At 39.0% G+C, this 14888-nt stretch carries 10 protein-coding genes and 1 pseudogene; 6 read left to right on the top strand and 5 right to left on the bottom strand.

Annotated elements, in window-relative coordinates; genetic code table 11:
* Positions 1-99: 99 nt before the first annotated feature.
* Positions 100-1131, bottom strand: coding sequence for an aldo/keto reductase (locus tag BrL25_RS03990; protein WP_018674027.1), 1032 nt, complete (start codon positions 1129-1131; stop codon positions 100-102).
* 174 nt (positions 1132-1305) lie between these two features.
* Between BrL25_RS03990 and pdxR the strand changes: the two genes are divergently transcribed.
* Positions 1306-2748 carry a MocR-like pyridoxine biosynthesis transcription factor PdxR gene (gene pdxR, locus BrL25_RS03995; protein ID WP_018674028.1) on the top strand — a complete coding sequence of 481 codons (1443 nt, stop codon included), beginning with the start codon at positions 1306-1308 and terminating at the stop codon, positions 2746-2748.
* A gap of 130 nt (positions 2749-2878) precedes the next feature.
* Here the strand turns inward: pdxR and BrL25_RS04000 are convergent, their stop codons facing one another.
* Positions 2879-3772, bottom strand: a complete 894-nt coding sequence (locus BrL25_RS04000) for a PhzF family phenazine biosynthesis isomerase (RefSeq protein ID WP_018674029.1) — start codon at positions 3770-3772, stop codon at positions 2879-2881.
* Positions 3773-3827: 55 nt separating this feature from the next.
* A complete protein-coding gene (locus BrL25_RS04005) occupies positions 3828-4772 on the bottom strand; it encodes a metallophosphoesterase (RefSeq protein ID WP_018674030.1) in 945 nt (314 codons plus the stop codon).
* 489 nt (positions 4773-5261) lie between these two features.
* Between BrL25_RS04005 and BrL25_RS04010 the strand changes: the two genes are divergently transcribed.
* Together BrL25_RS04010 and BrL25_RS04015 are read left to right on the top strand one after the other, a co-directional pair.
* The gene (locus BrL25_RS04010; protein WP_018674031.1) at positions 5262-6593 is read left to right on the top strand and encodes an ADP-ribosyltransferase; all 1332 of its coding nucleotides are present in this window, start codon (positions 5262-5264) and stop codon (positions 6591-6593) included.
* Between the two features lie 13 nt (positions 6594-6606).
* Positions 6607-9213 (top strand): binary toxin-like calcium binding domain-containing protein, encoded by a 2607-nt coding sequence (locus tag BrL25_RS04015; RefSeq protein ID WP_018674032.1) that lies wholly within the window; start codon positions 6607-6609, stop codon positions 9211-9213.
* 339 nt (positions 9214-9552) lie between these two features.
* Here BrL25_RS04015 and BrL25_RS04020 read toward each other — a convergent pair whose 3' ends face one another.
* Entirely contained in the window at positions 9553-9906 is a 354-nt protein-coding gene (locus BrL25_RS04020) for a GIY-YIG nuclease family protein (RefSeq protein ID WP_018674033.1), read from the bottom strand.
* 41 nt (positions 9907-9947) lie between these two features.
* Positions 9948-10449 (bottom strand): annotated as a pseudogene (locus BrL25_RS04025) (helix-turn-helix transcriptional regulator); the annotation flags it as partial.
* 146 nt (positions 10450-10595) lie between these two features.
* Here BrL25_RS04025 and BrL25_RS04030 point away from each other — a divergent pair.
* Genes BrL25_RS04030 through BrL25_RS04040 form a run of 3 tightly spaced genes read left to right on the top strand, consistent with a single transcriptional unit; the run spans position 10596 to position 14517 of the window.
* Positions 10596-11075: a DUF6530 family protein gene (locus BrL25_RS04030; protein ID WP_018674035.1), complete on the top strand. Its 480-nt coding sequence runs from the start codon at positions 10596-10598 to the stop codon at positions 11073-11075.
* 1 nt (position 11076) lies between these two features.
* The gene (locus BrL25_RS04035; RefSeq protein WP_018674036.1) at positions 11077-12264 is read left to right on the top strand and encodes an MFS transporter; all 1188 of its coding nucleotides are present in this window, start codon (positions 11077-11079) and stop codon (positions 12262-12264) included.
* A 39-nt stretch (positions 12265-12303) separates the two neighbouring features.
* Positions 12304-14517, top strand: coding sequence for an AAA family ATPase (locus BrL25_RS04040; protein ID WP_018674037.1), 2214 nt, complete (start codon positions 12304-12306; stop codon positions 14515-14517).
* Positions 14518-14888: the final 371 nt, after the last annotated feature.

Raw genomic sequence — 14888 nt, forward strand, 5'->3', positions numbered from 1 at the left:
AGCCCTAAAGATCGACATAGTAAAGCTCTCGTCAACCTTTGGGGCCTGGTTTTCGTAATAACCATTTGATCATTTTGCTAGATAAATAAAGGTAGTATCTTACTGCTTAGGAGCTGGTTTACTACTTGAATCGGATAAGGGTTGTCGTAAACGCTCGTTATATCCATTTACCCAAAGTAGCTCCAATTGCTCATATTCTTCCTTGGAAAGGGGAGCCGTCTCAGAAGCTAGTGCAAACTCTCTTAGCTGATCCTCACTCGTAATGTTTGGAATAACAGAGAGAACAGAGGAATGGTAGAGAGAGAATTGGATCGCCAATTGTCCCAATGTACGATTTTCACTGTCAAAAATCCCTTTCTCCTTTAATTCATTCACCACCTCATTGCCTGCCCTCATCCATTCTACGGGACGATGAGCTCTGTGGTCTGATCTACTGAAATGCAGATTGGGATCGTACGTGCCATCCAACAGCCCTGACGCATGAGGGATTCTTACGATTAATGTTTGTGCGTCTTCTGCTGCTACCTGCAATAGGTCCCTAGCCGGCTCCTGCTCAACTATATTGTTGATGACTTGAACCGCTTCATATCCTCTTTGCCATGCCTCTAAGGATTCGTTTTTCCACCCCAGATCGGGCCCCATCGCTGCTCCATAATGACGAATTTTCCCCTGAGATTTTAGTTGCTCAAGAGTTTCCAAAATTTCATCGTTTTGGATTGCCTCCATCCGAGGATTGTGAAGCTGATAATAATCAATATAATCTGTACCAAGTCGTTTCAAGCTTTGTTCACAGGCCATCATAATATGCTTCTTAGACCAGTTTTGAGGAAGCTCTGTGTGTCCTTTTCTCTCCCCCCTATTTTTGTAGATATCATATCCAAATTTAGTGGCTATAAATATGTTGTCGCGTACTCCTCCTAACGTCTTTGCAATGATTTCTTCTCCATAGCCATCACCATAGACATCAGCTGTATCAAAAAAGGTGATTCCGTAATCTTGGTAGGCAGACTTCAAAAGCTTTTCCCCCACACTTCGATCCGTTATCCCCCACCATTTGGTTGCTACTGTCCATACTCCAAAGCCAATTTCAGATACTAGAGAATCTGTACCCGGAAACTTTCGATACTTCATAATCTTCTCTCCTCTCACGCTCCTGATAATTGTAAGAATAGGTATAATATGTTTTAGTAACATAAAGAACTATTTTTACATTATAAAAATGTATCATCTGAAATGAACCGTCCAGTCCCATCATATTATGACCATCCACCACGCCTAAAGACTTGAAAGGAAGTGAAATCTTGTATGGAATGGCAACCCAATCGTAAAAGTCAAATACCAATATATAAGCAAATTTCACAATATCTTGAACAACGTATTACGAATGGAGAATATCCTTCAGGTACAATCCTTCCTTCCGAACGCTTACTTTCCAAGGAATTAGATGTAAACCGTTCAACAATTGTAGCTGCCTATGAAGAATTGCGTGCTTCCGGTATTATAGAGAGCCTACGGGGGAAAGGAACGATTGTAAGCCGGGATATCTGGGGAGCATCTCGCAAACGCATTCCAAACTGGGAGAAACTGATTGAAACAGGGTCATTTCTTCCCAATACGACAATGATGCGCTCTATTCGAAAAGAAACCTTTGGTCTTGATTTGATCGATCTAGCAAGCGGGGAGCTGTCACCTGATTTATCTGCTTCCCCCTATTTTCAAAACATCATGTCCAATGAAACTTTCATGTATCACGTAGGCTATGATCATCCTCAGGGTAACCTGAAATTGCGTGAAACCATCGCTTTACACTTAAAGGAATCAAGAAATATCTCTGCGACACCTTCATCTATTTTGATTACTTCTGGGGCACAGCAAGCTCTATACCTGATTGTCCAGTGCTTATTGCAACCAGGCGATGCAGTTGCAATTGAAGACCCCTCCTATTGCTATTCATTGCCGTTATTTAAGTCAGCAGGACTAAGAACCTTCCTATTGCCTGTTGATGATGACGGGGTTAATCCAGATGATATTGTAGAGTTACATAAACAGCATCGTATAAAGATGGTCTTTCTTAACCCTAACTTTCAAAATCCAAATGGGTCCTATTTAAGCTTAGAACGTAGAAAGCGTGTTTTAGAAATCTCCTCTGACTTGGGTATACCTATTATTGAGGATGATCCATATAGTCTAACAGCTTTTGATAACACACAAGTTGCAACATTAAAATCGTTAGATGAAAATGGTACGGTTCTCTATGTGAGTTCCTTAAGCAAAATTGTTGCATCTGGTCTGCGCATCGGGTGGATATTTGGTCCCCAAACCGTTATTGACCGTTTAGCAGATGCCAAACAACAAATCGATTTTGGACATAGCATTATACCTGAATGGATCGCAACCAAGTTTTTATCGTCTGAGGAATTCCCTACCCATTTACGCAAGCTTCGAAATTCACTCGCGATTAACAAGGATAAAATGACGTTTTCCTTATATGATCAGCTTGAGGACCAGGTAGAGTTTCTAGCACCTGAGGGTGGGATTCATATTTGGTGTAGGATAAAGGAGATTGTTAACGAACAAAAATTAGTCAAGGAAGCAATTAGACAAGGGGTTGTTTATGTTCCAGGAAGTGTCTTCGGTACACAGAAGGGATATGTTCGATTTACGTTTGGTCGAGTGATGGATGACCAGATTCATGAAGCCATTTCGCGTTTTTCAACTGCTCTGCGTAATGTAAAAAAAGATACATAATCTGATACATACTATCGGCTTATTTTAAAATAGGTTGTTACTTTGTAAGGTATCTACTCTTTCCCTTACAATTTTAGACATACAAAAAAGCAGTTGGGGTAGAAGGTTAATCCTCCCCGACTGCTCTAGATTACATAGAAATTTCGAATGCTTTCACATAAACAGCCGTGCCTGTAATCTCAACATCATACGTTTCATGATTTTTACTAATGGCTACTTCTACTCTACCGTCCTTTTGGATTTCCTGACCTTGTTCGATCATGAGACGTAGTTGGGTATCAAAATCTTCGCTTATATTTTGCGCATAATAGGCTCCCATTACGCCTGAGGCCGTACCTGTCACAGGATCTTCCATTGTACCCGAAAATGGCGATGAGAAATGGCGTCCATGCATTTGCGCTTGAGAATCATAGGTTTCCAGACAAAAAGGATGAACAGATGCTTTCGGCATTTCTTGTAACACGCTTGGAAAACGTTTATTGTCAGGCTTCATTTTTTTGAAGGCACTCAGTTTTTTTATAGGTACTAGCAAGGTCCAAATCCCTGTACTTCCGTATTGGATGGGCAATTCAGATTCTATATCGTCACTTGTAAGACCAATTGAGTCTGCTAGCTCCTCCTGAGAGCCTGTAAAGTCCTCAAACTGCGGAGCTGCCTGCTTCATCGTAATATACAGCTCATCATCAGAGCCTTTGTCTATTTTTATAGGTAATATACCTGCTCCTGTTTCGATTGTTAGATGATTTTTATCCTTTAATTCTCCTGTAGACGTAAGCGCATAAATAGTTGCAATTGTAGCATGACCACAGAGATTATTTTCGTGTCCTGGTGTAAAATAACGAATTCTAAGGTCAGCTACATCTGAATCAAGTACAAAAGCCGTTTCATTAAACCCTACTTTTTGTGCTAACTCTTGCATTTCCTTTTCCGTTAGCTCACTACCTGTAAAGACTACACCTGCTGGATTTCCTTTATCAGGTTGATTGCTAAAGGCATCATAGTGATAAACTTGTATCGTCTTCATTGTAACAGCTCCTAAGGAATCAGTAAGAAACATATATCCTTTGATTCTATCACGGCTATATTTTCAATGTAAAAATAGCAATTTCTGGTGTGCTTCCTAACCGAATCGGTAACCTAGTCGTCCCAATCCCACGATTCACGTACAACTGCATCGTGTTATTCTCGTTGTGAATTTCGTACAGGCCCTCTCTATATTTTCGAGCTAAAGAAGGGGTTACCACAGGCCCAAGCAGAGGAACCTGCACCTGCCCACCATGGCTGTGCCCGGATAATTGTAGATCAACAGGATAACTGACAATCCGATCAGCAACATCAGGTTCATGAACAAGACAAATGACAAAAGTATCTGAATGAGGTGAAGTAACATTGTTCCATTGATTGGATTGATTCTGTTCCTTCCGTCTAGTAAGTTGATTTCCTTGCTGGAGAGGTTCTAATGTCTCTTCTACCTTTGGTTTGCCAAGTAAAAAGTCATCTAGGCCAGCGATGGTAATCGATTTTTTATTTGCTAGCGAAATCGTTCTTACATCATTGACAAGTAAATCAAAGTTAGCTTGCTCCATCACCTGTTGGTAATATTCACTACCGCCACCACCACGATCATGGTTCCCATACACTGCGAATTTTCCAAGAGGAGCGTTCAGTTCTGCTAGGATGGCTATCAATTCGTCCTTGCTTTCTTTAAAGCTTCTAACCCGATCGAGCAAATCACCCGTAAACATAATAAGATCCGGCTTCTGTTCATTGATGAGGGTAACAACCTCTTTTAATTGTGCAAGCGAAAAGTGGGGACCAACGTGTGTATCGCTAAATTGGACGATTGTAAGGTCTTGCTGCTTATCTAGTAATCCTGATACTTCCAACTGATGACGAGTTGCCACCAAGGACTTAGGTTCCACGTATACAGCGTATATCACCCCAGCTACACATACGATGATTAGCACGAGTAGTGTAGAGAGACTATATTTGACGATGGTTAGCGAAAGGATTTCTCCAAGCATATTCCCACCCCTTTCTCTATTACTCTACCAGGCTTATGTTACACGGATTGAGTCTGTTTGAAAGTAGAACTCTGATTATTATATATAAAATAATTAAATCCTTGATTTCTAAATGGGCTCCTACCCCATCGCCATCAAGATAAGCAAACTAAAAGGTAAATGGTGGTGCGTTCTCATTGATTTTCTATGAATACACTAAAAGTGAGCATGACAATAAATCCAAACGAGTACCATAAACGGTCGTTTATGGTACTAAATAAACAGGAAAATTAACAATAATAAAAAACAATTTGAAAAACGTTCAAAAACCAACGATTCTAATAGATAAATATAAGATAACATGAAAGAGTATTCTATTACAGGAATTGGAGGGATGAATATTCCGTATTTCGAAAAAAGGTTGCTGTTATCCAATAGTTTCTGAATGTAAGTTCCTGTTTTGACATTATTCTTGTGATTATTTTCACAAATGTAAAAGGAGGGAATGAGTTGAAAAAGAATTTTTATAAGAATCTTATTTGCATGTCTGCTTTATTGTTAGCCATGCCTATATCAAGCAACGTTACGTACGCTTACGGTAGTGAGAAGGTTGATTATTTAGTAAAAACTACTAACAATGTAGAGGATTTTAAAGAGGATAAGGAAAAAGCCAAAGAATGGGGGAAAGTAAAAGAAAAAGAGTGGAAACTAACTGTTACTGAAAAAACAAGGATGAATAATTTTTTAGATAATAAAAATGATATAAAAAAAAATTATAAAGAAATTACTTTTTCTATGGCAGGTTCATTTGAAGATGAAATAAAAGATTTAAAAGAGATTGATAAAATGTTTGATAAAGCCAATCTATCAAGTTCTATTGTCACCTATAAAAATGTGGAGCCCTCAACGATTGGATTTAACAAACCTTTAACAGAAGGTAATACTATTAATACTGATGCACAAGCCCAGTTTAAAGAACAATTTTTAGGAAGAGATATTAAGTTTGATAGTTATCTTGACACTCACTTAACTGCACAAAATGTTTCTAGTAAAGAAAGAATCATTTTACAAGTTACAGTGCCAAGTGGTAAAGGATCTACTATTCCAACAAAAGCAGGTGTAATTTTAAATAATAATGAGTATAAAATGCTAATTGATAATGGCTATGTACTCCATGTGGATAATATATCAAAAGTAGTAAAAAAAGGTTATGAATGTTTACAAATTCAAGGAACGCTAAAAAAGAGCCTCGATTTTAAAAATGATATTAATGCTGAGGCTCATCGTTGGGGTATGAAAAATTATGAAGGATGGGCTAAAAATTTAACAGATCCTCAAAGGGAAGCTTTAGATGGGTATGCTAGACAAGATTATAAACAAATAAATGATTATTTACGAAATCAAGGTGGAAGTGGAAATGAAAAACTAGATACACAAATAAAAAATATTTCTGAAGCATTAGAAAAGCAGCCAATACCAGAAAATATTACTGTGTATAGATGGTGTGGAATGGCGGAATTTGGTTATCAAATTAGTGATCCTTTACCTTCTTTAAAAGAAATGGAAGAAAAATTTTTAAATACAATGAAAGAAGATAAGGGATATATGAGTACTAGTTTGTCAAGTGAACGTCTTTCTGCCTTTGGTTCGAGAAAAATCATTTTAAGATTACAAGTTCTGAAAGGAAGCACAGGGGCATATTTAAGTGCTCTTGGGGGATTTGCAAGTGAAAAAGAAATCCTACTTGATAAAGATAGTAAATATCATATTGATAAAATAACAGAAGTAGTCATTAAAGGTGTTAAGCGATATGTAGTCGATGCAACATTATTAACAAAATAAGGAGATGAAATATATGAAAAAAGGGTTATCTAGTGTTGTAATATGCACGTTATTAGCTTCTATGTCTTTGAATGGGAATGTAAATGCTGTTTACGCGGACAGCAAAACAAATCAGATTGCTACAACAACTCAGGTAAGCAAAGACAACCAAATCGATCGAGAAGGACTACTTGGTTATTACTTTAAAGGAAAAGATTTTAATGATCTTACAATATTTGCACCGACACGTGATAATACTCTTATTTATGACCAACAAACAGCAAATACACTATTAGATAAAAAGCATCAAGAATATCATTCTATTCGCTGGATTGGATTGATTCAGAGTAAAGCAACAGGAGATTTCACATTTAAATTGTCAGATGATGAAAATGCCATCATAGAATTGGATGGGAAGGTTATTTCTCATAAAGGTAACAGTAAACAAATTGTTCATTTAGAAAAAGGACAGTTGGTACAAATAAAAATTGAGTACCAACCAGACAATGCATTACATATAGATAATAAAACTTTTAAAGAGCTTAAGTTATTCAAGATAGATAGTCAAAATCACTCTCTACAAGTTCAACAAGATGAACTGAGAAACCCTGAGTTTAATAAGAAAGAAACGCAAGAATTCTTAAAGAAAGCATCGAAAGCAAATCTTTTTACGCAAAAAACGAAAAGAGATATTGATGAAGATACGGATACAGATGGAGATTCTATCCCTGATGCTTGGGAAGAAAACGGGTATACCATTCAAAACAAAGTAGCAGTCAAATGGGATGATTCGTTAGCAAGTAAAGGGTATAAAAAATTTACTTCTAATCCACTAGAAGCACACACAGTTGGAGATCCCTATAGTGATTATGAAAAAGCTGCAAGAGATATGCCCTTATCGAATGCAAAAGAAACTTTTAATCCTCTGGTTGCCGCCTTTCCATCAGTAAATGTTAGTTTAGAAAAGGTGATTTTATCCAAAAATGAAGACCTTTCCCATAGCGTTGAAAGCAGTCAATCTACCAATTGGTCTTATACCAATACTGAAGGCGTTAACGTCAATGCTGGATGGTCAGGCTTAGGACCTAGTTTTGGAGTTTCTGTTAACTATCAACATAGTGAAACTGTAGCCAATGAATGGGGTTCTGCGACGAATGATGGCACACATATAAATGGAGCGGAATCTGCTTATTTAAACGCAAATGTTCGCTATAATAACGTTGGGACAGGAGCAATTTATGAAACGAAACCAACAACGAGTTTTATTCTTGATGGAACAACAATTGGAACGATTAAAGCAAAAGAAAACACAACAGCTTTAACTATTTTACCGGACCAAAGCTATCCAGAGAAAGGAAAAAACGGAATCGCAATTAACACAATGGATGATTTTAACTCTCGCCCAATTCCATTAAATAAAGAGCAACTAAATACTTATTTATCTAATAAAAAACCAATCCTACTTGAAACAGATCAAGTAGAAGGAAAATACGCCGTAAAGGATACCAATGGTAATATTACAATAGCTGGAGATTGGAATGGTATAACAGATGAAATTTCTGCTAAAACGGCCTCTATTATTGTAGATAATGGAAATCAAATGTCAGAAAAGAGAGTTGCAGCGAAAGATTATACAAATCCAGAGGATAAAACTCCAAATTTATCTGTAAAAGAAGCTCTAAAGTTAGCTTATCCAGATGAAATTGAGGAAAAAGATGGTTTATTATTTTATAATGACCAACCTATTTTTGAAGCATCTGTACAAAGTTATGTTGACGAATATACAGCTAAACAAATTAGAAAACAGTTAAATGATAGTACTGGTAGCTTCAAAGATGTTAAGAATTTATATGATGTAAAATTAGAACCCAAAATGAATTTCACAATAAAAACTAGCACTTTATATGATGGAGGAGAATCTGACAACACAAAAATAGGAAATTGGTACTATACTTATGTTGTCAACGGAGGAAATACGGGTAAAAAACAATACCGTTCAGCTAATAAAGGTGCCTTTACTGAGCTGTCAACAGAATCAAAGAATAAATTGAAAAAAAATATAGATTACTACGTAAGCCTATATATGAAGGCTGATTCAAAGGTTTCAGTTGATATAGAAATAGACGGACAACAAGAGTCAATTGTAACAGATAATATAACCTTAGATCACTTAGGTTACCAAAGAATAAACATCCTAGTCCCCAATCTGGAAGGAAACGAAATAAATACTATTTCTATTAGAGGTGACGGACAAACCAATATTTATTGGGATGATGTTTCCTTTGTCGAAGTGGGAGCAGAAGAAATTGAATATAAAGATCCAGTTCCCCAATTTGATATTATAGAAGGAGATTTTGATTTCTTTGATGATCCATTGGCGGTAAAATATCATGATGCAACGTATTTTATAGATAGTCCTTTGATTACACAAACTCCTGGAACTTTCTCCTTTACTTATAAAGTGATTGGGGAACAAACGAAGACAGTATTAGATTCGGGATCTGGTAAAAACGCAAATCGAATCAACCTAGATTTTAAAAATGTAAAATCAGATCGTTCATTCTTATATACATTATCATGTAAAGATGATTTATGGGGAAGCACTCGCACAGCAGTTGTTAGAATTTTTGCTGTAGATTAAAAAGAAATTGCAATAAAATAACACAATCGAAAAGATATATGTTTGACGTATATTAATCTATTATCTTAAGTACCGCAGTTAGTAGCGGTACTTTTTTGTATCACAACCTATTTTCTTATACTTGTAAATTCAATAAATCATTGAAAATGTTTAGTAGAGTGAACATGCTCATATGAATTTCATACAATGCACGGCATCAAGGAACGGCTCTATCGTAGGAAAGGGCAAAATAGTAGCAAAGGAGATTGACAGAGTTTTAGACGAGTATCCCCTTATCCTATACAGTCCTTGTTTTTTGGGGTAAGAAGGCCTGTGAATACGCTTTTTATTTGACTATTGTTATTTTCTTTTTTCCTGGTTATATCCGCGCTCTCCGTACGGCTGAAGCTGGTCAAGCCATTTTTGTTCCAGTTTCTCCAGCGCATCCTTTTCATCAAAGTATCCGTCCTCCTTCTTTTTCAAAACCTCCAACACTTCGGAGACGAATGCCTCTTCTCCGTACTCATTCCATTCCCGTTGAAGTTGCTTGTTTATATGCGAACCCATTCTGAGACTGAACAGCTTTCCGTTAATCGTCTTGAGGTTGCGGGTGCTGCTAATCCAGACTTTTTGGTTTTCGGTGTTTTTGATCTGATACACCCCTGCCTGGGTTTTCGATTCTTTATACACTTGTTTCAGTTCTTCTCTATTCATGGTTTCTCCCTCACTTTTCACTGGCTACGACCCAGTTTCGTTTCGCTTTCAATTTGGGTTACGTTGAAGCTATCGTCCATCATCGTTGCCGTCTTATGCACACTGACAAAGGCGGGTGCATGTTTTTCCTTTTCCTTCAACAGTTCCATCATAACCAAAAAGACCTTGACCTGGCGTTCCTTCTCTTTCAGCATAGAGCGGTGATTCCGGATGGTCGAAGCACTGCCAATGCCCAATTCCTGTTGCACTTCCTTGTCGCTTCTTCTCTGATAAAAAAGCTGAAGGAGGCTGCTTTGATGATCGGAGAGTCCCGTCATTTTTTTGTTAAGGTTAATCAAATGCTCAAACACGGATTGATGGGAGCTCTCGATATGGACCCGAATATAGCGTCCGGCTTCGTAGAAGATCCCGTCTTCCGGATAAATGATCCCTTTCTCAATTTGTTTCCCGCAAAGCAGACAGATGTAATGGTCCTCATCCTGTGTGTACCCAGATTTCAGCTTCTTCCAGCGACGCATTGCAGAACATCTCTGAGATATTCAATATACAAACAACTCCACTATTTGTTTGCTATATAATAAACATATTCGTTTATTGTTTGTCAAGTATACAAAAAAACGGGTTGACTAACGATGAAATCCAAGATAATATCAGTCAGTAAATTAGTAAATTGAAAGAGGGGAAGAAAAATGAAAATACCTACTACCTTGAAACATAAGCCTGTTGTCGTGTCAGAAAACTATGAGCGGGTTGACGGTCGATTTGCCAGGAACACAGATGCCAAAGGTCTTTCTCTGGGATTAGCCCAGTGGAACGATAGAGGAAAGGTTGATATTTCTGCCAAGGTATGGAGATACACGGGAGAAAAATGGTCAAGACAATCGGAGGAACTACCTCTCCATCGCGTTCTTGATTTGTCCATTCTGATTTGTCGGTCTTTGGCACATTTTCGTGAAGCATACAGATATGAGCATTTTTATGACCCGCAGGAGCCCATCATCGACCGAGTTGCCCTGCAAGGGGATGCAATGACCGTGGCGATATGTACGAACAATGAGAAAATTAATGAAGATATTAAGCTGTTCAGCCAAGCTCTGAGCGACGACGATGAGATGATCAGCGAACGTCTGCGCATGTTATCAAAAATTTTAAAGGATATGGGGTATTGAAATGTTTTCTAATCGTTATGTTCGAACGATTATCCTCTCCCGAGTGCTGCTGCAGTTGGGTATTTGGATCCGGAATTATGCCGTCCTTCTTTTTGTTAGCGAATTGACGAATAATAATCCGGTTTATGTATCACTGATTTCGGTTGCGGAATTCGCTCCGATCTTTCTATTCGGCCTTATTGGAGGGACCTTTGCCGACCGATGGCGGCCGAAACGTACAATGGTTTGGAGCGATCTGCTGTCTGCCTTGTCCGTTGGGGCCGTACTGCTTGTACTCATGAACGGTGGATGGATTGCACTTCTCATCGGAACATTTATTTCCGCCAGCCTGTCTCAATTTTCTCAGCCCTCGGCCATGAAACTGTACAAGCGGCATGTGCAAGTTGAACAACTGCAGGGCGTGATGGCAATGTCCCAAACTCTTGTCGCTGTCTTTATGGTTTTAGGTCCGGTCATCGGCACGTTTATTTTCATACAGTTTGGAATTAATGCCTCCCTGATTCTGACGGTCGTTCTGTTCCTAGGGTCTTCCCTTGTATTAGCGACGCTTCCCCGTGACGCGGAGGAACCGAAGTCTGGCGATGCAGGCGGCTTCATAAAGGAGTTGAAGGCCGGGCTGCGCTATATCGGGTCCAATCAATCCTTACGAACACTCTGCTTGACTTTTTCAGCTGTCGGATTGGCGTCAGGACTGACTCAACCGCTTCAGATTTTCCTTGTCATCGAGAATTTGGGACAGGACAAACAATTTCTGCAGTGGTTGGTTATGACCAATGGGGCAGCCATGTTGGCAGGCGGAGCTGTCATGATAGGGATATCCAAAAAGGTGAATCCACAGCTGTTGCTCATGTTAGGCTTGCTTGTAACTGCCGTTTGTACGATTGGAATAGGCGCTTCTACAATGATTTGGCTGACAATTATTCTGTTGGTGATCAGTGGTTTCTTTTTCCCTTGTATTCAGGGCGGAATCCAGACGCTTATTGTACGTAATACAGAAGGGGCATTTATTGGCCGGGTATCTGGAGCGATCATGCCTGTTTTTATGGGGATGATGGTGATTGGCATGTTTATATCCGGCTATCTGAAGAATACGGTTTCCCTGTTGTCGGTATATGTGGTAAGCGGAGTTTTGATTATTATCGGTGCGTCTTTTCTGTTCCCTCTTATGGTTAGAAAAGGAGCAAGATGAGAAACGCACAGCATTATGACGGATTGGAGGAAAAATGTGATGACTGAATATAGAGAATATTATTTGTCACCTGGAAGACAGCTGACTGATTCAGAAAAAAAGCTTATTTGGAAAAAACCATTAACTCATAAGGTCAGCGAAGAAGAACGGCGCATTAGTAAAGAAATAAAGCGCAACTGGAATCGCGGGGAAATGAAAATCGCCAATATTTTGTTGGAAGGTGACGCCGGTTCTGGTAAAACACAACTAGCAAAAGCATTATCGGCTAATTTCGGGCTACCGTATACGAAAGTGACTTGTTTTGCCGATATGGATAAATCGGACATTATTGGCGCTATTTTGCCGGTGATTTCTTCTGAACGTTTAGAGAAAATGGAACCTGCGGAAAAAACCGTATTGAAAGCATTATATGAAAGCGATGGGTTTCAAAGCGTAACTGAAATTTTGATGGACGCACTGGGGATTACACAGGAACAGGCTGCCTTAAAGATGAAGCAATTACTGAAGCTTGTAGCGGAAAACACCGATGGCGAAGCGGTTGAGTACCGATTTTACCCTTCGGAGATCGTCAGAGCCTATCAAAAAGGTTATCTTCTGGAAATCCAAGAACCAAACGTTATTCGTGATGCTGCTGTATTAATGGCATTAAACTCTGCCTTGGAGCTGGATGGCAGCATCAATCTTCCCACCGAAATCATACGCAGGCACCCAGACTTCATAACGGTTATCACAACAAACCGTAGTTATGCGGGAACCAGACCGTTAAACGAAGCGCTGCGCGACAGGGTTCAGCATACGGAAAAGATGGACCTGCCGACCAAAGAAATCATGATAGAACGTGTGGTGGCCAAAACCGGCTTTCAAGATGAAAAGATGTTGGGTATTTTAGCAGATATCGTTATGACTTTGGACAAAACAGCTCGGGCCAATGCGATTAAGGGCGTGGCTGGAATGCGTTCATTTTTCTACTGGGCAGATGCAATTGCCGGAGGAGCTTCCGCAACAGAATCCCTTTATCATAAGGTCATCTACAAGATAACAACCGATTCGGAAGAAATTAAACTTTTGGAAGAAGCACTTAACAATCATGGTTTGATTGCCAGCTTAGAAGAAGCCCAGATTGAACTAAAAAAAAAACAAAAATCTGACGATGCCATAGAGATCAGGACATGGGGAGATATTGACGACACTGTTTTTGACAAAGATAACAATGTAGAGGAAAAGGGAATCACATTGAAAAAATCTGCCGATAGTGACGAAAGCTCTTCCCGTGTCTCTGATGATTCTACCCAAATGGAAAGTTCAGGTTTTGGGGAAAATGACTCTCCCAAATATCATCAGGCAAATTCTGAATCAATGTCAGAGGATGCGAGACAAAAGGAACTCGATTTCCGTAAAAAGCTGAATCAAGACGCAAGAGAGGTTATTTCCGATTCAATTCATAAAAAAGTAAAACTCATTGTTCACCGTCCAGACTACGATCTGGAAAACCAACAGGAATATATCCGTCTAAGTAAGGGACTCATGCCTATCGTACAAGAGATTGCCAGAAAGACACTTCCGTACTTAGAACATGAGGTGTCTTCCGACTTTGCGAGGAATCGTTACTATGGCAGCAAATTTCAAGCAGACAGCGTTGCTTATAGGGATTACAAGTATTTTGCCAAGAAACGTCCTCCAACTGAATCCCCTTCTCTTGTGGTTGGTCTAAGGGTTGATGAATCCGCATCTATGTCAGCTTACGGGAGATTAGAGGCAGCAAAACGAGCAGTAATTGCGGTATATGAATATTGTCAGCTTTGTAATATTCCCGTTTTGATCTACGGCGATACTGCGGATGTTTCCAAGATGGAGCAAATGTCCATCTTTGCATATGCCGACTCTGATAAAATGGATGCCACTGATCGCTTCAGGTTAATGAAGATTCATGCCAGAAGTAATAATCGCGATGGAATGGCTCTTAGAATTATGGCGGAACGGTTAGTCGTTTCCCCCCAAAAGACAAAACTGTTGATTAGCATAAGTGACGGACAACCTAAAGCAATGGATGACTATACCGGAAGTTATGCTGTTAAAGATATGCAACAGACAATACAGGAATATGAACGGAAAGGAATTACTTTTCTTGCAGCCGCAATAGGTCAAGACAAGGATGTGATTAGTAAAATCTATGGGAATGAAAGATTTTTGGATATTACAAATTTACATGAGTTCCCTGCAAAGTTAGTTCGGATTATCGCTCGGTATTTGTAATTTTCATGAATATTCATTAGCCATGGACAAGAATAAGCGCAGGAAGCTTCTTGAGATAATAAAGTGTTAGACTATAATCCTTGATCTCAACGAGGGTATAGGAAAGCCATCTATTCCTTTAAGACCTCATAATTTTGTTTAGATCTCCCACCTCCCGAGGTAATTTACAACTCTCTTTCCTTTCGTACAAATTCCAAATGTTGGTAGAATTCCATCCTGACAATCTATACTCATTAATGTTTCATACATTATCCTGAAAAGATAATTCCAAGGGATTTTCAGCTGTCCAAACCAAATAAGCCTTCCCCTTTTTAAGGAAGGCTTATTTTTTTGTAACCACGCCCCTTTAGTTCAAATCATTGAAATAAGTT

The sequence above is a fragment of the Brevibacillus laterosporus DSM 25 genome (assembly GCF_002706795.1).
In the GTDB taxonomy this organism is placed as follows: Bacteria; Bacillota; Bacilli; order Brevibacillales; family Brevibacillaceae; genus Brevibacillus_B; species Brevibacillus_B laterosporus.